At 70.6% G+C, this 17,257-nt stretch carries 20 protein-coding genes, 4 tRNA genes and 1 pseudogene; 8 read left to right on the top strand and 17 right to left on the bottom strand.

The annotated features are described in order from the left end of the window. Positions 1-5 precede the first annotated feature (5 nt). The 4 genes from rplK to PZB75_RS19590 form a co-directional block, all read right to left on the bottom strand. On the bottom strand, positions 6-440 hold the full coding sequence (rplK, locus tag PZB75_RS19605; protein WP_275536609.1) for a 50S ribosomal protein L11: 435 nt from the start codon (positions 438-440) through the stop codon (positions 6-8). 428 nt (positions 441-868) lie between these two features. Beyond that, positions 869-1,822 (bottom strand): transcription termination/antitermination protein NusG, encoded by a 954-nt coding sequence (nusG, locus tag PZB75_RS19600; protein WP_275536608.1) that lies wholly within the window; start codon positions 1,820-1,822, stop codon positions 869-871. Positions 1,823-1,895: 73 nt separating this feature from the next. Then, positions 1,896-2,183 carry a preprotein translocase subunit SecE gene (gene secE, locus PZB75_RS19595; protein WP_275536607.1) on the bottom strand — a complete coding sequence of 96 codons (288 nt, stop codon included), beginning with the start codon at positions 2,181-2,183 and terminating at the stop codon, positions 1,896-1,898. 106 nt (positions 2,184-2,289) lie between these two features. Next, positions 2,290-2,362 (bottom strand) — tRNA-Trp (locus tag PZB75_RS19590). 237 nt (positions 2,363-2,599) lie between these two features. Here PZB75_RS19590 and PZB75_RS19585 point away from each other — a divergent pair. Continuing rightward, entirely contained in the window at positions 2,600-3,826 is a 1,227-nt protein-coding gene (locus PZB75_RS19585) for a pyridoxal phosphate-dependent aminotransferase (RefSeq protein WP_275536606.1), read from the top strand. 124 nt (positions 3,827-3,950) lie between these two features. After that, complete coding sequence (locus PZB75_RS19580) at positions 3,951-4,997, top strand: adenosine deaminase (protein WP_275536605.1); 1,047 nt, start codon at positions 3,951-3,953, stop codon at positions 4,995-4,997. Here the strand turns inward: PZB75_RS19580 and PZB75_RS19575 are convergent. Next, entirely contained in the window at positions 4,990-5,601 is a 612-nt protein-coding gene (locus PZB75_RS19575) for a TetR/AcrR family transcriptional regulator (protein ID WP_275536604.1), read from the bottom strand. The two genes, PZB75_RS19580 and PZB75_RS19575, sit on opposite strands and share 8 nt — an antisense overlap. 96 nt (positions 5,602-5,697) lie before the next feature. Between PZB75_RS19575 and PZB75_RS19570 the strand changes: the two genes are divergently transcribed. Next, entirely contained in the window at positions 5,698-6,330 is a 633-nt protein-coding gene (locus PZB75_RS19570; RefSeq protein WP_275536603.1) for an NAD(P)H-binding protein, read from the top strand. A gap of 97 nt (positions 6,331-6,427) precedes the next feature. On the opposite strand, the gene PZB75_RS19565 is transcribed toward PZB75_RS19570, so the two are convergent. From PZB75_RS19565 to PZB75_RS19540, 6 genes are all read right to left on the bottom strand, one after another. Continuing rightward, complete coding sequence (locus PZB75_RS19565) at positions 6,428-7,483, bottom strand: UDP-N-acetylmuramate dehydrogenase (RefSeq protein ID WP_275536602.1); 1,056 nt, start codon at positions 7,481-7,483, stop codon at positions 6,428-6,430. A gap of 142 nt (positions 7,484-7,625) precedes the next feature. Continuing rightward, positions 7,626-8,054 carry a MaoC family dehydratase gene (locus PZB75_RS19560; RefSeq protein ID WP_275536601.1) on the bottom strand — a complete coding sequence of 143 codons (429 nt, stop codon included), beginning with the start codon at positions 8,052-8,054 and terminating at the stop codon, positions 7,626-7,628. Next, complete coding sequence (locus tag PZB75_RS19555) at positions 8,054-8,506, bottom strand: MaoC family dehydratase N-terminal domain-containing protein (protein WP_275536600.1); 453 nt, start codon at positions 8,504-8,506, stop codon at positions 8,054-8,056. Before PZB75_RS19555 ends, PZB75_RS19560 begins: the two co-directional genes overlap by 1 nt. Positions 8,507-8,623: 117 nt before the next feature. After that, positions 8,624-8,788: a 50S ribosomal protein L33 gene (gene rpmG / locus PZB75_RS19550; RefSeq protein WP_003956487.1), complete on the bottom strand. Its 165-nt coding sequence runs from the start codon at positions 8,786-8,788 to the stop codon at positions 8,624-8,626. 89 nt (positions 8,789-8,877) lie between these two features. After that, positions 8,878-8,950, bottom strand: a tRNA-Met gene (locus PZB75_RS19545). Positions 8,951-8,996: 46 nt separating this feature from the next. Beyond that, positions 8,997-9,069, bottom strand: a tRNA-Thr gene (locus tag PZB75_RS19540). A gap of 382 nt (positions 9,070-9,451) precedes the next feature. Here PZB75_RS19540 and PZB75_RS19535 point away from each other — a divergent pair. Next, entirely contained in the window at positions 9,452-10,792 is a 1,341-nt protein-coding gene (locus PZB75_RS19535) for an amidohydrolase family protein (RefSeq protein WP_275536599.1), read from the top strand. 91 nt (positions 10,793-10,883) lie between these two features. After that, entirely contained in the window at positions 10,884-11,540 is a 657-nt protein-coding gene (locus PZB75_RS19530) for an SDR family oxidoreductase (RefSeq protein ID WP_275536598.1), read from the top strand. 29 nt (positions 11,541-11,569) lie between these two features. On the opposite strand, the gene PZB75_RS19525 is transcribed toward PZB75_RS19530, so the two are convergent. Both PZB75_RS19525 and PZB75_RS19520 read right to left on the bottom strand, forming a co-directional pair. Continuing rightward, positions 11,570-12,019 (bottom strand): DUF523 domain-containing protein, encoded by a 450-nt coding sequence (locus tag PZB75_RS19525; RefSeq protein ID WP_275536597.1) that lies wholly within the window; start codon positions 12,017-12,019, stop codon positions 11,570-11,572. A gap of 250 nt (positions 12,020-12,269) precedes the next feature. Then, positions 12,270-12,351, bottom strand: a tRNA-Tyr gene (locus PZB75_RS19520). A 254-nt stretch (positions 12,352-12,605) separates the two neighbouring features. Between PZB75_RS19520 and PZB75_RS19515 the strand changes: the two genes are divergently transcribed. The 3 genes from PZB75_RS19515 to PZB75_RS19505 all read left to right on the top strand — a co-directional run bounded on the left by PZB75_RS19515 (position 12,606) and on the right by PZB75_RS19505 (position 14,649). Beyond that, positions 12,606-13,094 carry a YajQ family cyclic di-GMP-binding protein gene (locus PZB75_RS19515; RefSeq protein WP_275536596.1) on the top strand — a complete coding sequence of 163 codons (489 nt, stop codon included), beginning with the start codon at positions 12,606-12,608 and terminating at the stop codon, positions 13,092-13,094. A 281-nt stretch (positions 13,095-13,375) separates the two neighbouring features. Continuing rightward, a complete protein-coding gene (locus PZB75_RS19510) occupies positions 13,376-13,891 on the top strand; it encodes a methylated-DNA--[protein]-cysteine S-methyltransferase (RefSeq protein ID WP_275536595.1) in 516 nt (171 codons plus the stop codon). A 17-nt stretch (positions 13,892-13,908) separates the two neighbouring features. Further along, positions 13,909-14,649, top strand: coding sequence for an alpha-ketoglutarate-dependent dioxygenase AlkB (locus PZB75_RS19505; RefSeq protein WP_275536594.1), 741 nt, complete (start codon positions 13,909-13,911; stop codon positions 14,647-14,649). A gap of 25 nt (positions 14,650-14,674) precedes the next feature. Here the strand turns inward: PZB75_RS19505 and PZB75_RS19500 are convergent, their stop codons facing one another. The 4 genes and pseudogenes from PZB75_RS19500 to PZB75_RS19485 all read right to left on the bottom strand — a co-directional run. Then, on the bottom strand, positions 14,675-14,947 hold the full coding sequence (locus PZB75_RS19500; protein WP_275536593.1) for a GlsB/YeaQ/YmgE family stress response membrane protein: 273 nt from the start codon (positions 14,945-14,947) through the stop codon (positions 14,675-14,677). Between the two features lie 133 nt (positions 14,948-15,080). Next, the gene (locus PZB75_RS19495; RefSeq protein WP_275536592.1) at positions 15,081-15,473 is read right to left on the bottom strand and encodes a YccF domain-containing protein; all 393 of its coding nucleotides are present in this window, start codon (positions 15,471-15,473) and stop codon (positions 15,081-15,083) included. Next, positions 15,470-16,333 (bottom strand): zinc metalloprotease HtpX, encoded by an 864-nt coding sequence (gene htpX, locus PZB75_RS19490; RefSeq protein WP_275536591.1) that lies wholly within the window; start codon positions 16,331-16,333, stop codon positions 15,470-15,472. The genes PZB75_RS19495 and htpX overlap by 4 nt, the downstream gene beginning before the upstream one ends. 301 nt (positions 16,334-16,634) lie before the next feature. Then, positions 16,635-17,093 (bottom strand): annotated as a pseudogene (locus PZB75_RS19485) (MscL family protein); the annotation flags it as partial. Positions 17,094-17,257 lie beyond the last annotated feature (164 nt).

The raw sequence follows: 17,257 nt of genomic DNA, 5'->3' as shown, positions 1-17,257 counted from the left end.
CTGAGTCAGCCTTCGACCGTGATGCCCATGGAACGGGCGGTGCCAGCGATGATCTTCGACGCGGCGTCGAGGTCGTTGGCGTTCAGGTCGGGAAGCTTCGTCGTGGCGATCTCGCGGACCTGGGCGGCCGTCAGCTTGGCGACCTTGGTCTTGTGCGGCTCGCCGGAGCCCTTGTCCACACCCGCGGCCTTGAGGATCAGCTTGGCGGCCGGCGGAGTCTTCGTGACGAAGGTGAAGGAACGGTCGTCGTAGACCGTGATCTCCACCGGCACGACCATGCCACGCTGCGACTCGGTCGCGGCGTTGTAGGCCTTGCAGAACTCCATGATGTTGACGCCGTGCTGACCCAGTGCGGGACCGACCGGCGGAGCCGGGTTGGCCGCACCGGCCTGGATCTGGAGCTTGATGAGCCCCGTGACCTTCTTCTTCTTGGGAGGCATTGCTCTCTCCGGGTCCTAGTGAGAGTTTTTCGCCGCCGTCCGGTCATCCGGACAGAGGCATACCGCACAACGATAACGGGTATGGCTGCGCGACCAAAAACCGAGCAGGTCAGACAGGCCGTGAAGCCGGTCTGACCTGCTGGTCAGGCATATGACCGGAGGGCGTGAAACCCACCGGTTCCTCCGTCGAGGGGGCTGGTGCCGTGACCGGCAAGGTTTGCCCGTCAAGGAGCGTCGTCCGGCGCGTGCGATCGCAAGGCGGCCGGAAGTCCTGGAGGGGGTCCTCCCTGGTCCTCAAGACCTTGGGGGAAGGGCTACCAGGGCTTTTGGCCGACACGGCGAGGACGGGGCCTCCCCTGATCGAGCGAAGCCGAGAGCTCGGGGAAGTGCTGGGCGACGCGACAGGGCAAAGCTTGCCGGGAGAGGCACTAGTTCTTCTGGATCTGGTCGAAGCTCAGCTCGACCGGAGTCTCGCGGCCGAAGATCTCGACGAGGCCCTTGACCTTCTTCGAGTCGGCGTTGATCTCGTTGATCGTCGCCTGGAGCGTCGCGAACGGGCCGTCGGTGACGGTGACCGAGTCGCCCACCTCGAAGTCCAGCACCTGGACCTCGACCTTGCGGGACGGAGCCGGCCTGCCCTCGGCCTCGGCGGCCTCGCGGGCGGCCTTCTCCTCGGCCTCCGGCGCGAGCATCTTGACGATCTCGTCCAGGGTCAGCGGGTACGGGTCGTAGGCGTTGCCCACGAAACCGGTGACGCCGGGGGTGTTGCGGACCACGCCCCACGACTCGTTCGTCAGGTCCATGCGCACCAGGACGTATCCCGGGAGCTTGTTCTGACGGACGTTCTTCCGCTCGCCGTTCTTGATCTGGACGATCTCTTCCTCGGGCACCTCGGCCTGGTAGATGAAGTCCTCGACGTTGAGCGAGACGGCGCGCTGCTCCAGGTTGGCCTTCACACGCTTCTCGTAACCGGCGTACGTGTGGATGACGTACCACTCGCCGGGGAGACCACGAAGCTCCTCGCGGAGCGCGGTGACCGCGTCGACCGGCTCTGCCACCGGCTCGGCGTCCGCGCTCTCGGCCACGTCGGCATCCTCGGAGACATCGGCGTCCTCCGGGACAGCGGCGTCCTCGGCCGACTCCACGTCGGTGGACCCGTCCTCGTCGGCGACGGACTCCTCGTCCGTGGCGGACTCGACGGCCTCTTCAGCCTCGGTGTGCACGGCGGCCTGCTCGGCGGGCTCGCCCGCGGCGACGTCGGCAGCTTCGGCCTGGTCCGGCTCCACAGCGTCCTTCGCCTCAACGATGTCGAGCTCGTCCTCGGCAGACTCGACGGCGCCTGCCTCAGGCTCGCGGGCGTCGTTCAGGTTCGGGTCAGACACGATGGCTGCTTCTTCCTGGATACAAATGGGTGGAACATGCGAAAGGGGCGCCGGTCAGGCGCCCTCCGCGGGATCAGCCGAATACGTACTTGATGACCCGCTGGAAACCGAAGTCAAGCACGGTGACGATACCGATCATGACAACGACGAAGGCGATCACCACACTGGTGTACGTCGTCAGCTGGTTGCGGGTCGGCCAGACGACCTTCCGCAACTCGGCGACGATCTGGCGGTAGAACAGCGCGAGACGGCCCAGTGGGCCCTTCTTTCCGCGCTTCCCGCCCTTCCGAGGCCGCTTCTGGGACTCGGGGACTTCATCCTCGGCATCAGGCATGTCGATGGAGCCTACGGCGTCCGTCACGCTACTCACCTGATTCCGGGTCGTGGCCGTGCCGCGCCCGGTGAAGCCGCACGGCAGTGCATTGAAGTACGTACATGCGCACGCATCCTGGCGAAGACGCGTGTAGCAGGGCCGGAGGGACTTGAACCCCCAACCGCTGGTTTTGGAGACCAGTGCTCTACCAATTGAGCTACGACCCTTTGTGGTTTCCACCAATCTACCGCATCCGCTCCGGTGCTCCCGGTGCATCAACAGCGTGGCTGGTGAAGGCCAACGACAGGTGAGTGTACGTGTTCAGCGGCCGAACGTCGAACAGATGGTTCCGGACCCGCCCCCGGCCCCCGCGCCGACGCCCGTTGTCGGCCGCTTGTCCCCGGGTTGTCCGGTCCCTGAAACCCCCGTGCCGCGGTCGCTCCCCGTCTGGGACCATGGGGCACATGAGCGCTGCAACTTCTCCGTCCGAGCGCCGGGTCTCCGCCCGCGTCGGTGCGATCTCCGAATCCGCGACCCTCGCCGTCGACGCCAAGGCCAAGGCACTCAAGGCCGCCGGTCGTCCGGTGATCGGCTTCGGCGCCGGTGAGCCCGACTTCCCGACCCCCGGCTACATCGTCGACGCCGCGGCCGATGCCTGCCGCGACCCGAAGTACCACCGCTACACCCCGGCAGGCGGGCTTCCCGAGCTCAAGGCCGCCATCGCAGAGAAGACGCTGCGCGACTCCGGTTACGAGATCGACGCCTCCCAGGTCCTGGTGACCAACGGCGGCAAGCAGGCCATCTACGAGGCGTTCGCCGCGATCCTCGACCCGGGCGACGAGGTCATCGTCCCGGCCCCGTACTGGACGACCTACCCGGAGTCGATCCGGCTGGCCGGCGGGGTGCCCGTCGAGGTCGTCGCCGACGAGACCACCGGCTACCGGGTCTCGGTCGAGCAGTTGGAGGCCGCGCGCACCGAGCGCACGAAGGTCGTGCTGTTCGTCTCCCCCTCCAACCCGACCGGCGCCGTCTACAGCGAGGCCGACGCCGAGGCGATCGGCCGCTGGGCCGTCGAGCACGGGCTGTGGGTGCTGACCGACGAGATCTACGAGCACCTGGTCTACGGCGACGCGAAGTTCACCTCGCTCCCCGCGCTCGTCCCCGAGCTGCGCGACAAGTGCGTCGTGGTCAACGGGGTCGCCAAGACCTACGCGATGACCGGCTGGCGGGTGGGCTGGCTGATCGGTCCGAAGGACGTCGTGAAGGCCGCCACGAACCTCCAGTCCCACGCCACGTCCAACGTCAGCAACGTGGCGCAGATCGCCGCCCTGGCCGCGGTGGCGGGCCCGCTCGACGCGGTCGCCGAGATGCGGACCGCCTTCGACCGCCGCCGCCGGACCATCGTGCGGATGCTCAACGAGATCGACGGCGTGCTGTGCCCTGTGCCGGAGGGCGCGTTCTACGCGTACCCGTCGGTGAAGGCGCTGCTCGGCAAGGAGATCCGCGGCAGGCGCCCGGCCACGTCGGTCGAGCTGGCCGCGTTGATCCTGGACGAGGCCGAGGTGGCCGTCGTACCGGGCGAGGCGTTCGGCACGCCGGGCTATCTGCGGCTGTCGTACGCGCTGGGCGACGAGGACCTGGCCGAGGGCGTCTCGCGGCTCCAGAAGCTGCTGGGCGAGGCCCGCGACTGACCCGCTGTTCACACGGAAGAGATGACCCCCGGCGACCCGGCCGGGGGTCACTTTTTTGTTCGACGACGGACTCGATCGGGAAACCGGCTACCGCGAGGGTGCGCGAGTGCGGCAGGATCTTGGAATGGAGCGCGATGTACGGCTGTTGCCGAAGGCCCACCTGCACCTGCATTTCACCGGGTCGATGCGGCCCACGACCCTCCTCGAACTCGCCGACAAGTACGGGGTGCGGCTGCCGGACGCGCTGACCGGCGGCGAGCCGCCCCAGCTGCGTGCGACGGACGAGCGCGGCTGGTTCCGCTTCCAGCGGCTCTACGACATCGCACGGTCCTGTCTGCGCTCTCCCGAGGACATACAACGCCTGGTGCGCGAGGCCGCTCAGGAGGACGTGGCGGACGGCTCCCGGTGGCTGGAGATCCAGGTCGACCCCACCTCGTACGCCCCGCTGCTCGGCGGTCTGATCCCGGCGATCGAGATCATCCTCGACGCGGTGGACAGCGCGTCGCGCGAGACCGGGCTCGGGATGCGGGTGGTGATCGCGGCGAACCGGATGAAGCACCCGCTGGACGCGCGGACGCTGGCCCGGCTCGCGGTGCGGTACGCCGACCGGGGCGTCATCGGGTTCGGACTGTCCAACGACGAGCGCCGGGGCATGGCCCGTGACTTCGACCGGGCCTTCGCCATCGCCCGGGAGGGCGGTCTCCTGGCGGCTCCGCACGGCGGCGAGCTGGCGGGGCCAGCGAGTGTGCGGGACTGTCTCGACGATCTCGACGCGGCCCGGATCGGACACGGGGTGCGGGCCGCCGAGGACCCCCGGCTGCTGCGCAGGCTGGCCGAGCGCGGGGTGACCTGCGAGGTGTGCCCGGCCTCCAACGTCGCGCTGGGGGTCTACGAGAAGCCCGCCGACGTGCCGCTGCGCACACTGTTCGACGCGGGGGTGCCGATGGCACTCGGCGCGGACGACCCGCTGCTGTTCGGCTCACGGCTGGCGGCGCAGTACGAGCTGGTACGGCAGCACCACGCCTTCACGGACGAGGAGCTGGCCGAGCTGGCGCGGCAGTCCGTACGGGGCTCGGCGGCGCCCTCCGACGCACGGGCGTCGATGCTGGCGGGGATCGACGGGTGGCTGGACGGCGGTCACGGTACCGGCGCCGCTCCCGGCGTCAGCTGATCCCGCGCAGCAACGTGCGGGCCAGGGACGCGGCGAACTCGTCGAGGGACTGCGGAGGGCCGGCCGTCGCGGTGGCGTCGTAGGCGAACGCGCGCTGGACGCAGGCGCCCAGCAGCAGTGACGCGGCGGCGTAGAGGTCGGCGTCCGGCCCGATGCGGCCCGCCGTCCGCTCGGCCCGGAGGTAGGCGGCGAGCCCCTGGATGGGCAGGTGCGGCCCGGTGCCGAGTTCACGCATGGCGTCGTCGTGGCGGCTCTTGAGCCGGGGTTCGGCGTAGAGCGAGGCGGCGATCGGGAAGCTCTGCGCGTAGAAGAGCGCGGCCTGGCGGGCGATCTCGGTGAGGTTCTGCTCGACGGTCCGCTCCCCGCCCGGATCGTCCGCCAGCCGTTCGAGGAGGGGGCTGAGCCTGGGCAGCCGCTCCTTGAGCACGGTGACGAACAGTTCCTCCTTGCCCGTGAAGTGCTTGTAGAGCGCCGCCTCCGAGCATCCGGCGGCCTTGGCTATCTCCTTCGTGGTGGTGCGGGCCAGTCCGATGGTGAGCATCAGCCGATGTGCCGCGTCGATGAGGCGGACCCGGGCCGGCCGTTCCTGGCTCTGCTGCTGCATGGGCGCTCCGACGCTCCTTGACGGGTGGACGATCATCCACTCACCCTAGAGGTGAGTGAACGCTCACCCACCTGACGATCCTGAGGAGATCCCACGATGAGGCTCACAGTCTTCGGCGCGACCGGCGGCATCGGCCAGGAGATCGTGCGTCAGGCGGTGGCCTCGGGCCATGAGGTGACGGCAGTGGTCCGTGATCCGGCGCGGCTGCCGGTCCCGCTCTCCGCCGTGAAGGTGCACGCGGTGGAGCGGCTGGACGATCCGGACGCGGTCCGGGAGGCGGTCGCCGGGCGGGAAGCGGTGCTGTCCGGGCTGGGGGCCCGCAGCCGGAAGGACCACGGGGTCGCCCAGCGGCTGACCGGAACGGTGCTGGGCGCGATGGAGGCGGAGAAGGTGCGCAGGCTGGTGGTGGTGAGCGCCGCGCCGCTGGGAGGGTCGGCCGGCGATCCGGTGCTGGACCGGGCGGTGCGGAAACTGCTCCGTCTCTTCCTCAAGGACGTGTACGCCGATCTGGCCCGGATGGAGGCGGATCTGGCGGACAGCGGAACGGACTGGACGGTGGTGCGCCCGCCGAAGCTCACGGACGGGCCGCTGACGGGTGTGTACCGGAAGGTGACCGGCGGCAATCCGCGTGCCGGGCGGACCATCTCGCGCGCGGACGTGGCGCACGCGATGCTGGCGCTGGCCGACGATCCGGCGGCGGTGCGGCGGGCCGTGGGAGTGGCGCGCTGAGGTCGCCGGTGCCGAGGGCCGTGGGGGTGGCGCACCGACGTCGCCGGTGCCGCCCCCATCCGGGGGTGACCCGGCGTGATCCGGACGGGACAGCTCCTCAGAGCCCGACGCCGACCGTCACCGGTTCGTTGACGAGGGTGACGCCGAACGCGTCGTGCACCCCGGCGACGACCTCGCGGGCCAGTGCCAGCAGATCCTCGGTGGTGGCCGCGCCCCGGTTGGTGAGGGCGAGGGTGTGCTTGGTGGAGATGCGGGCCGGACCCGCGCCGTACCCCTTGGTGAAGCCCGCCCTGTCGATGAGCCAGGCCGCCGAGGTCTTGGTGCGGCCCTCCCCCGCGGGAAAGGCGGGCGGCATCGCGTCGGGGCCGAGACGGTGCCTGGCGCGGACCAGGAAGGTGTCGTACTCCGAGTCCGTCAGGACCGGGTTGGTGAAGAAGGAGCCGGCGGACCAGGTGTCGTGGTCGGCCGGGTCCAGCACCATGCCCTTGCCCGCGCGGAGCCGGAGGACGGTTTCCCGGGCGGCCGACGCGGGGACGCGTTCGCCCTGCTCGACGCCCATGGCACGGGCCGTTTCGGCGTACTTCAGGGGTGCGGAGAGACCGCCCGCGTCCTCCAGCTCGAAGCGGACACGCAGCACCACGAAACGGTCGGGTTCGGACTTGAAGCGACTGTGCCGGTACGAGAAGGAGCAGTCCGCGTTCGTGAGGGTGACCGTTTCGCGGGTGTGCCGGTCGTAGGCGACGACCTCCGTGAGGGTGGACGCCACCTCCTGTCCGTACGCCCCGACGTTCTGGATCGGGGTGGCACCGGCGGAACCGGGAATCCCCGCGAGGCATTCGACTCCCGCGAGGCCGGCGTCGACCGTGCGCGCGACGGCGTCCGTCCAGACCTCGCCCGCGGCCAGCTCCAGTGTGGTGCCGGACAGCCCGAAGCCCTTGGTCGCGATGCGCAGGGCGGTGCCGTCGAAGCCCTTGTCGCCGATGACCAGGTTGCTGCCGCCGCCGATGACGAGGAGGGGGGTGCCCCTCTCGTCGGCCGTCCGCACGGCGTCGACGATCTCGTCGTCGGTGGTCGCCGTGAGGAGACGGGTGGCGGGACCGCCGAGCCGGAAGGTGGTCAGAGGGGCGAGGGGGGCGTCGTGGAGTTCCTGCACGGAACAAGAGTACGGTCCGTGGCCCCGCCGCTCGGGCGGGGCCACGGACCGGGCGGGCCGGGTGACCGGGACGGGCGGCGATCAACCGCCACCGGCCGCAAGCCTCGCTCCCGGCCCGGCACGTCCACGGAGCGGGCGCGGCTCAGGCGAGCCTGACGACGGCGCGCGACATGCCCAGTACCTTCTTGTCGGCGCTCATGGCGGTCAGGTCCACCCGGACCCGGTTCTCCTCCAGCTTGGCGGCGACCTTGGCGCTGACCTCGATCAGGGCGCCCTTGTCGTCGTCGGGCACCACGACGGGCCGGGTGAACCGGACGCCGTACTCGACGACGGCTCCCGGGTCGCCGACCCAGTCCGTGACCACCCTGATCGCCTCGGCCATGGTGAACATGCCGTGCGCGATCACGTCCGGCAGTCCGACCTCGCGGGCGAACCGCTCGTTCCAGTGGATCGGGTTGAAGTCACCGGAGGCGCCCGCGTACTTCACGAGCGTCGCGCGGGTCACCGGGAAGGAACCGGCGGGCAGCTCCGTACCGACCTCGACCGACTCGTAAGCGATCTTCGCCGTCATCACGCCTCCTCGGCGGCGCGCGCCACCAGCTTCGTCCACGCGGTCACGACATGTTCGCCCGCTTCGTCGTGGACCTCGCCACGGATGTCCAGGATGTCGTTGCCCGCCAGGGACTTGATGGTCTCGATGGTCGAGGTGACCGTCAGCCGGTCGCCCGCCCTGACCGGCCGGGCGTAGGCGAACTTCTGGTCGCCGTGCACCACCCGGCTGTAGTCCAGACCGAGCTGCGGGTCCTGGACGACCTGCCCGGCGGCCTTGAAGGTGATCGAGAAGACAAAGGTGGGCGGCGCGATCACATCGGGGTACCCGAGCGCCTCGGCTGCTTCCCGCTCCAGATAGGCGGGATTGGTGTCGCCCACGGATTCGGCGAACTCGCGGATCTTCTCCCGGCCGACCTCGTACGGCGAGGTGGGCGGATAGGTCCGCCCCACGAAGGACTGGTCGAGCGCCATGAGCTCGCTACCTCCTGATCAAAAACGAACCTGATCAACAACAAATGGGCCGATGGGCCAGTGGTACAACGACACGAGGCCGCCCCCAGTGGGGACGGCCTCGTGTACGAGCCTGTTTCAGCGTGTTTCGCGGTGCGCCGTGTGCGAGTTGCAGCGCGGGCAGTGCTTCTTCATCTCAAGACGGTCCGGGTTGTTACGCCGGTTCTTCTTGGTGATGTAGTTCCGCTCCTTGCACTCCACGCAGGCCAGCGTGATCTTCGGGCGGACGTCGGTGGCAGCCACGTGAGTGCTCCTTGGACGGACGGTGGACGGATGAACGCAAAAAAAGAGTAGCCGATCGAAGGACCGACCCCGCAATCGGCTACCGTGAGTAGCGGTGACCGGACTTGAACCGGTGACACAGCGATTATGAGCCGCTTGCTCTACCGACTGAGCTACACCGCTTTGATGTCAGGTCCCCTCGCCCGAGGACGAGGGTTCCCTTCACCAGAGCCCCAATACGGAATCGAACCGTAGACCTTCTCCTTACCATGGAGACGCTCTACCGACTGAGCTATTGGGGCGAGCGATGAAGACATTACACGGTCGATCGCCGATCGCCCAAATCCGTTTCGCCCGCCCCCGCCACGTCCGTGATCGCTCCGGCACGTCCCCCGGGACAGCACGCCCGTCAGGCCCTTGATCAGCGTTTGTCGCTCCCTGACGCACTCCCGGCGCACCTCCTCGGGCGGTTCGTCCGCCCCTCCTTGACCGGCGCTCGGCGCCCGGACCGGCGCCCCACCGGGCGGGCGGGTGCGGAGCCCGTCACACCCGCCCCGTACGCCACCTGAGGGCGCACCGGTACGACTATTCGCCCCGTCCTCCGCTCTTCCTCGGAGCGGACCGCGGCGGCCCCTAGGGTCGGCCCGACGCATCTCATGTGACTTCGGCCCCCTCAGGAGCGCGATGCCCGACAGCCGACCGCCACGACAGCCGGACGGCGGGCCCTCGCTGGTGCTGTGCGGTGCCCGGCTGGCCGACGGGCGGATCGTGGACGTACGGCTGGGGGACGGCCGCATCGAGGCCGTCGGCACCCCGGGCAGCCTGTCCGGGGTGCGGGCCGGGACCGACCTGCTCGATCTGCGCGGCCACCTGCTGCTGCCCGCCCCCGCCGAACCGCACGCCCACAGCGACACGGCGCTGACGGCGGACGGTGCCCGGCCGGACGGTTCCGTACCGGCCGGTACGGAACCGGGCCGCACCGGGGCGGACGACATGGGCCCGGCCGGGCCACTTCCCGTCCCGAACCGCCCCGAGGACGTCCAGCGCCGCGCCACCGAGGCCGCCCTCCTCCAGCTGGGCCACGGCGCCACCGCGCTGCGCTCGCACGTGCGGATCGGGGACGTCCAGGGCCTGTCGGTGCTGGAGGCGGTTCTCCAGGCGCGGCGGTCGTTGCGCGGACTGGTCGATCTGACCGCCGTCGCCGTGCCCCGGCTGCTCACCGGGGTGGCGGGGGCGGACGGTCTGGCGATGCTGCGGGACGCGGTACGGATGGGGGCGGGCGCGGTGGGCGGCTGCCCGGACCTCGACCCCGACCCCGACGGGTACGTGGAGACCGTCCTCACGGTCGCGGCGGAGCACGGCTGCCCGGTCGATCTGCACACGGACGGGGACGATCCGGCGAGGCTCGCCCGGCTCGCCGCGATGTCGGACGGACTGCGCCCCGCCGTGTCCGTCGGCCCCTGCGCGGGGCTCTCCCACCTCTCCCAGGAGGCGGCGGCGCTGGCGGCCGACCAGCTCGCGGCCACCGATGTGTCGGTGGTCTGTCTGCCGCAGGGCGGCTGCCACGGGGCGGAGCGCCGGGGCGTGGCACCGGTACGCCTGCTGCGGGCGGCGGGGGTACGGGTGGCTGCGGGCAGCGGCGCGCTACGGGACGTCACCAATCCGGTGGGGCGCGGAGATCCCCTGGAAGCGGCCTATCTGCTGGCCTCCCAGAGCGGGATGCGGGCCGAGCACGCGTACGACGCGGTGTCCTCGGTCGCCAGGGAGGTGATGGGGCTGCCGGAGCTGCGGCTGGAGGCGGGATTCCCGGCCGAGTTGCTGGCGGTGCGCGGGGAACGGATCTCGGGCGCGCTGTCGCTCGCGTACAGCAGGATCGTGGTGCACCGGGGGCGGGTGGTGGCGCGGACCAGTGCGGTACGGGAGTTCTGCGACGCGGACGCCGCGACGGCGCTCGGCCTGCCGCGCCAGGGCGGCCCGGACGCCGGCCGGGAGCCGGGACGCGGCCCGGACGGGCGGGGAACCTGAACGGTGGGGACTGAACGGGCGGGGGCCTGAACGGGTGGGGCGGGGCGCGGATCGCGGGCATGGTGGCGTGGTGCGGCGTACGGTCGTGATTATGCGCATTGTCATCGCAGGTGGACATGGTCAGATCGCGTTGCGGCTGGAGCGGTTGCTCGCCGCGCGCGGGCACGAGGCGGCGGGCGTCATCCGCGATCCGCGCCAGAGCGAGGACCTCCGGGCGGTGGGGGCCGAACCGGTCGTCCTGGACCTGGAGTCGGCGTCCGTCACGGAGACCGCGCAGACGCTGCGGGGAGCCGACGCGGTGGTCTTCGCGGCGGGTGCGGGCCCGAACAGCGGTACGGAACGCAAGGACACGGTGGACCGGGGCGGCGCGGTTCTCCTCGCCGACGCGGCGGAGCGGGCGGGTGTACGGCGTTACGTCCTGGTCTCCTCCATGGGCGCGGACGCCGGGCACCGGGGCGACGAGGCCTTCGACGTGTATCTGCGGGCCAAGGGCGCCGCGGAGGAGGACGTACGGTCCAGGACCGCGCTCGACTGGACGATCCTGCGCCCGGGGATGCTGACGGACGACGCGGGCACCGGCCAGGTCCAGTTGGCGGCGGCCACGGGCCGCGGGCCGGTGCCGCGCGACGATGTGGCGGCGGTGCTGGCGGAGTTGCTGGACACCCCGGCGACGGCGGGTCTGACGCTGGAACTCGTCTCCGGCCATGTACCGGTGCCGGTCGCGGTGAAGGACGTCGCGGGGAACTGACCCGGGCCCGTACGCCCGCCTTCCGGCCGTCAGACGCCCGGGGCGGGCCGGACGGTGATGCCGTGGCGCTCCAGCAGCGCGGCGGTGACCCCGTCGCCCTCGCGCAGGGCCCCGGCGAACGTACCGTCATGGACCGTGCCCCGCCCGCACGACGGGCTGCGCGGCATCAACAGGGCCTCGGCGCACCCGGCCCTGGTCGCGACGTCCAGGGCACGCCGGGCCCCGTCCACGAACGCCGCCGTGACGTCCGCGCCGATGTCGTCGACGACCCGGGCGCGCCCGTCCAGCACGTCATGACCGTCGCCCCCGACGATCTCGGCGGGCCGACGCGGCGTGGGCAGCCCGGCGGCCACCTCGGGGCAGAAGACGACGGCCCTGCGCTCCCCCACCGCGGCAGCCACCTCGGCCGACGCCTTGCCCCGCCCGTCGAACCGGCAGGGCACCCCGTGCAGACACGCACTGACCAGCACAGATTCCATGCGCCCGAGCCTAAGGGCTGTCCCGCAGTCCCTGGTGGGCGTGCGACGACAGCTACGGCACCTCGCGGCGTTGTCGGAACGTCCCCGTACATCCAGTACGCGGACGCCCCTCCGCCTCGCGACGCACCGCATCCGACGCCGCACGCTGATCCACCACGGATCGCGGGACAGCCCTTAACAACGGCGGAGCCGACAGATCGGTGGAGAAACGAAGAAGGCCCCTGTCCGAGGACAGGGGCCTTGCTCGATGTGGCGGCGCCAGGATTCGAACCTGGGAAGGCTGAGCCGGCAGATTTACAGTCTGCTCCCTTTGGCCGCTCGGGCACACCGCCAGGGATTGCTGCCGGGAGCCCCACCTCGCGGTGGTTTTCCGTGGCAACGACGTAAACGATACCTGATGCCCGGGGGTGGTCCACCACCGGATTGATCAGCGGCCGGAGCGGGTGCGGGTGGCTAGGCTTTGGTCGGCGGGGCGGTGTCCGCGGGGACCGCGGCCGCCCGGAAGGCGCCGCGTGCTTCGCGGCACCGCCGTCAGACCGATCTCAGAATTTTCGTCCCAGCACCCTGATACAAGGAGCCACACGTCATGGCCGACTCCAGTTTCGACATCGTCTCGAAGGTCGAGCGGCAGGAGGTCGACAACGCCCTCAACCAGGCCGCCAAGGAGCTCTCCCAGCGCTACGACTTCAAGGGCACGGGCGCGTCGATCTCCTGGTCCGGCGAGAAGATCCTCATGGAGGCCAACGGCGAGGAGCGCGTGAAGGCCATCCTCGACATCTTCCAGACCAAGCTGATCAGGCGGGGCATCTCGCTGAAGTCGCTGGACGCGGGTGAGCCGCAGCTGTCCGGCAAGGAGTACAAGATCTTCGCCACGATCGAGGAGGGCATCTCCCAGGAGAACGCCAAGAAGGTCGCGAAGATCATCCGCGACGAGGGCCCGAAGGGCGTCAAGGCACAGGTCCAGGGCGACGAGCTGCGGGTCAGCTCCAAGAGCCGCGACGACCTCCAGGCCGTGCAGGCGCTGCTGAAGGGCCAGGACTTCGACTTCGCCGTGCAGTTCGTGAACTACCGCTAGGGCGGTGACCGGCAGGGCCTGCCGGGAGCGGCACCAGGTCTTCCGCCGGGGCCGGGCGGGGCCGGGGTACCCGGCTCGATCCGGTCGGGGAGTCCGGGGAATCCGGCGCGGCGGGAGCGTCGTCACGACGCTCCCCTCCCCGCGTCCGGGTCCAGGTCCGGACGCGGTGTCCGAATACCGCCAGTTGTCGGACGGTGCGGGGCGCAGACTGAGGTACGGAGGATGTGCCCCGCGGTTCGGAGAGTCCGCCGGTCCGCGGCCGACGAGAGAGGAACGACGCCATGACCACCCTGTACACGACGGTCGACAGCCCGCTGGGTGAACTGCTGCTGGTCGGCGAGGAGCCCGCCGCCGGTTCCGTCGGCCCGGTCGCGCTGGTCTCCCTCTCGTTGCCCGGCCAGAAGGGTGGCGCGGTCGTCCAGGACGGATGGCTGCGGGTGCCCGGGGTGTTCGACGGGATCGCCGGGCAGTTGCGGGCGTACTTCGAGGGGCGGCTGACCCGCTTCGACTTCACCCGTGCGGAGGGCCGGGGCACGGACTTCCAGCGGCGGGTGTGGGCAGCGCTGGACAGCGTCCCGTACGGCGAGACGGTGTCGTACGGCCAGATCGCCGGACAGGTCGGTGTGTCCGGGGCCGGAGTGCGGGCCGTGGGGACCGCGATCGGGCGCAATCCGCTGCTCGTCGTGCGGCCGTGCCACCGGGTGATCGGTGCGGACGGGGCGCTGCGCGGGTACGCGGGCGGTCTCGCGAGCAAGGAGCGGCTGCTGGGGCTCGAAGGCGCCCTCGTGGCCCGCTGACGGGCCGGGAACACGTCATGCCGCAGGACGACGCCCCGTCCCGTCCGTCGTGGCGGCCCCAGGACGGGCTCTTTCCGCTTCCGGAGCGCCCTCGGACCGTTGTCGCGCCCGGGGCCGTGCATGTGCCGGGATGGCTCTCCGAGGAGTGCCAGCGGGAGTTGGTCGAGGCGTGCCGGGACTGGGCGCGCGGTCCCGTACCTCTGCGGCACACCGCGCTGCCGGGTGGCGGGGTGATGTCGGTGCGGACGGTGTGCCTGGGATGGCACTGGCAGCCGTACCGGTACAGCCGTACCGCCGATGATGTGAACGGCGCCCGGGTGGCGGCCTTCCCCGACCGGCTCGGCGCGTTGGGGCGTGCGGCGGTGGCCGAGGCGTACGAGGGGACGGGCATCGCGACCGGTCCGTACGAGCCGGACACCGCGCTGGTGAACTTCTACGACGGCGCGGCGCGCATGGGGATGCACCAGGACAAGGAGGAGCGGTCGAACGCTCCGGTGGTGTCGCTCAGCCTCGGCGACACGTGTGTCTTCCGCTTCGGCAACACGGAGAACCGCGGGCGGCCTTACACGGACGTGGAGTTGGTCTCCGGTGATCTGTTCGTCTTCGGCGGGCCCTCTCGGTACGCGTTCCACGGGGTGCCGAAGGTCCTGGCCGGCACGGCCGGTCCCGCGTCCGGTCCGATGGCCGGCCGGCTCAATCTGACGTTGCGCGAGACCGGCGCGGCCGGGTCGGGGCGATGGGGAATGTCGGGGCGGTAGGGAAAAGAGGGGAGCCGCGAACGGGTCAGCGGCGGTCCCGGGAGTTGCCGAAGAGCAACCGGTAGAGGATCAGCAGGACCAGGGAGCCGCCGATGGCGGAGAGCCATGTCCCGCTGTCGTAGAAGTCCTTGGAGATGGGGCGGTCGAGGAAGCGCGAGGAGATCCAGCCACCGAGGAAGGCACCGACGATGCCTATGAGGGTGGTGCCGATGATGCCGCCGGGGTCCCGGCCCGGGAGCAGGAGCTTCGCGATGAGTCCCGCGAGCAGCCCGAGAATGATCCAACCAATGATGCTCATGCCCGCGAACCTACCCTTCAGCCTGTCCTGCTATCCAGGACGCCGAAGGGGTGGGGACGGTTGCCCGGTGATGCCTTGAGCCGGGCGCAGGACCGGGGTCGCGCGGCCTCGCGGGGGTGCCCGGGGACAGCTGTCAGCGTGCGGCGAACGGCCGGTCGGTCGGGACGATCTCCTTGCCGAGGGGCAGCAGTGACACCGGGATGAGCTTGAAGTTCGCGATGCCGAGCGGGATGCCGATGACCGTGACGCACAGGGCGATGCCCGTGACGATGTGGCCGATCGCCAGCCACCAGCCCGCGAGGATCAGCCACAGGACATTGCCGACGCAGGAGGCGGCGCCCGCGTCCCGGCGGTCGACGACGGTGTGACCGAACGGCCAGAGGGCGTAGATCCCGATCCTGAAGGCGGCGAGGCCGAACGGAATCCCGATGATCGTGATGCACAGGAGCACGCCCGCGAGCAGATAGCCGAGGAACATCCAGAAGCCGCACAGGATGAGCCATACGACGTTCAGAATCGTCTTCACGGGCGGTGACCTGCCATCTGTTCGAGTCGGGCGATGCGCTCCGCCATCGGCGGATGGGTCGAGAACATCCTGGCCATGCCCTCGCCGGGACGGAACGGGTTCGCGATCATCATGTGGCTCGCGGTCTCGATCCTCGGCTCGGGCGGCAGCGGGAGCTGTTTCGTGCCCGCGTCGAGCTTACGCAGGGCACTGGCCAGTGCCAACGGGTCGCCGGTCAGCTGGGCGCCGGAGGCGTCCGCCTCGTACTCCCGGGAGCGGCTGACGGCCAGTTGGATGACGGACGCGGCGAGCGGGCCCAGGATCATGATCAGCAGCATGCCGAAGATGCCGGGGCCGTCGTCGTCGTCGGACCGGCCGATCGGGATCAGCCAGGCGAAGTTCACCAGGAACATCACGACGGAGGCGAGTGCTCCGGCGACGGAGGAGATCAGGATGTCGCGGTTGTACACATGGCTCAGCTCGTGGCCGAGGACACCGCGCAGTTCCCGCTCGTTGAGGATCTGCAGGATGCCGTCGGTGCAGCACACGGCGGCGTTGCGCGCGTTGCGGCCGGTGGCGAAGGCGTTGGGCGCCTGGGTCGGGGAGATGTACAGCCGGGGCATGGGCCGGCGGGCCTCGGTGGAGAGCTCGCGGACCATGCGGTAGAGCTGGGGCGCCTCGAACTCGCCGACGGGTCGGGCCCGCATGGCCCGCAGTGCCAGCTTGTCGCTGTTCCAGTAGGCGTAGCCGTTGGTGCCGAGCGCGACGAGCAGGGCGACGAGCAGACCCGTACGGCCGAAGAGGCCGCCGATGACGATGATGAGTGCGGACAGGCCCCCGAGGAGAACGGCGGTCTTCAGCCCATTGTGCCGGCGGTGCACGGTACGCCCTCCAAGTGGTGCGGCAGGGGGACCCTTTTGCTCGGGTGCTCCACTCTCCAGTGGAGCTTCCCGTACTGGTCAACGCCGGACGAGGAGAGCTAGTTCCCTTGTGCGCGCGGCCGGGGCGTGGGCCGTACGGGTGTCAGCGCTGGGCGCTGTCGGCGCGCTGATCGGTGTCGGAGCGGTGGACCGCGGTGGCTTCGGGGCGGTCGGCCGTGGCGGCGTCCGGGCGGTCGGCCGTGGTCGTTCCGGAACTGTCGTTCGTGGTCGCGCCGGCGCGGTCCGCCGGGGTGGCACCGGGGCGCGGGGCGGGCAGCCCGGCGAGCGCCAGGGCCTCCAGGTCCGGGTCGACGTCACTGGTGCAGTGCGAGCAGCGGGAGGCGACGGAGGGGATCTCGGCGTAGCAGCGCGGGCAGTCGCGCAGGGCCGCCTTGATGTCGACCTTCTCGTTCTTGGCGCTCGCGAAGCGGGTCTGCACCTTGGTCATGGGCACGACGACGCCGAAGTAGAGGACGGCGGCGGTGATCAGGAAGGCGATGGCGGCGGCGAGGAACTTCCCGTACGGGAACTCGGCGCCCTCCACCGAGAAGGTGGCGGCGCTGAAGTCGCCGACCGAGCCGGTGGCGAGGCCGATGAGCGGGGTGATGAAGGCGGTGCTGAATCCGCTGACGACTGCGGTGAACGCGGCCCCGACGGCCAGACCGATGGCCATCGAGATGATGTTTCCGCGCAGGATGAAGTCCTTGAACCCGTTCAGCACTGCTTCTCTCTCCTCTGTGTCGGCCCGCCGTCGCGGGCCGTCCGTCGCCCGTTCCGAGTCGTCCGTCCCGCCCGGGGGGCATGTGCAGCCATGACCATGCACCGGGAGAGCCGGCCACGGCAAACCGATCTCCGGGGCGCTGCGGAGCGGATCAGCAGCGGTCG

This window comes from Streptomyces sp. AM 4-1-1, from assembly GCF_029167625.1.
Lineage (GTDB): Bacteria > Actinomycetota > Actinomycetes > Streptomycetales > Streptomycetaceae > Streptomyces.
The sequence above is the reverse complement of the archived record's forward strand: the minus strand, read 5'-3'. Positions and strand labels throughout refer to the sequence as shown.

Excerpts from the sequence above, each read along its gene's own strand:
- rplK (WP_275536609.1), bottom strand. The coding sequence starts at position 440 with ATGCCTCCCAAGAAGAAGAAGGTCACGGGGCTCATCAAGCTCCAGATC.
- PZB75_RS19585 (WP_275536606.1), top strand. The coding sequence starts at position 2,600 with ATGAGCGCTGCAACTTCTCCGTCCGAGCGCCGGGTCTCCGCCCGCGTC.
- PZB75_RS19580 (WP_275536605.1), top strand. The coding sequence starts at position 3,951 with ATGGAGCGCGATGTACGGCTGTTGCCGAAGGCCCACCTGCACCTGCAT.
- PZB75_RS19575 (WP_275536604.1), bottom strand. The coding sequence starts at position 5,601 with ATGCAGCAGCAGAGCCAGGAACGGCCGGCCCGGGTCCGCCTCATCGAC.
- PZB75_RS19570 (WP_275536603.1), top strand. The coding sequence starts at position 5,698 with ATGAGGCTCACAGTCTTCGGCGCGACCGGCGGCATCGGCCAGGAGATC.
- PZB75_RS19560 (WP_275536601.1), bottom strand. The coding sequence starts at position 8,054 with ATGACGGCGAAGATCGCTTACGAGTCGGTCGAGGTCGGTACGGAGCTG.
- PZB75_RS19555 (WP_275536600.1), bottom strand. The coding sequence starts at position 8,506 with ATGGCGCTCGACCAGTCCTTCGTGGGGCGGACCTATCCGCCCACCTCG.
- PZB75_RS19535 (WP_275536599.1), top strand. The coding sequence starts at position 9,452 with ATGCCCGACAGCCGACCGCCACGACAGCCGGACGGCGGGCCCTCGCTG.
- PZB75_RS19530 (WP_275536598.1), top strand. The coding sequence starts at position 10,884 with ATGCGCATTGTCATCGCAGGTGGACATGGTCAGATCGCGTTGCGGCTG.
- PZB75_RS19525 (WP_275536597.1), bottom strand. The coding sequence starts at position 12,019 with ATGGAATCTGTGCTGGTCAGTGCGTGTCTGCACGGGGTGCCCTGCCGG.
- PZB75_RS19515 (WP_275536596.1), top strand. The coding sequence starts at position 12,606 with ATGGCCGACTCCAGTTTCGACATCGTCTCGAAGGTCGAGCGGCAGGAG.
- PZB75_RS19510 (WP_275536595.1), top strand. The coding sequence starts at position 13,376 with ATGACCACCCTGTACACGACGGTCGACAGCCCGCTGGGTGAACTGCTG.
- PZB75_RS19505 (WP_275536594.1), top strand. The coding sequence starts at position 13,909 with ATGCCGCAGGACGACGCCCCGTCCCGTCCGTCGTGGCGGCCCCAGGAC.
- PZB75_RS19500 (WP_275536593.1), bottom strand. The coding sequence starts at position 14,947 with ATGAGCATCATTGGTTGGATCATTCTCGGGCTGCTCGCGGGACTCATC.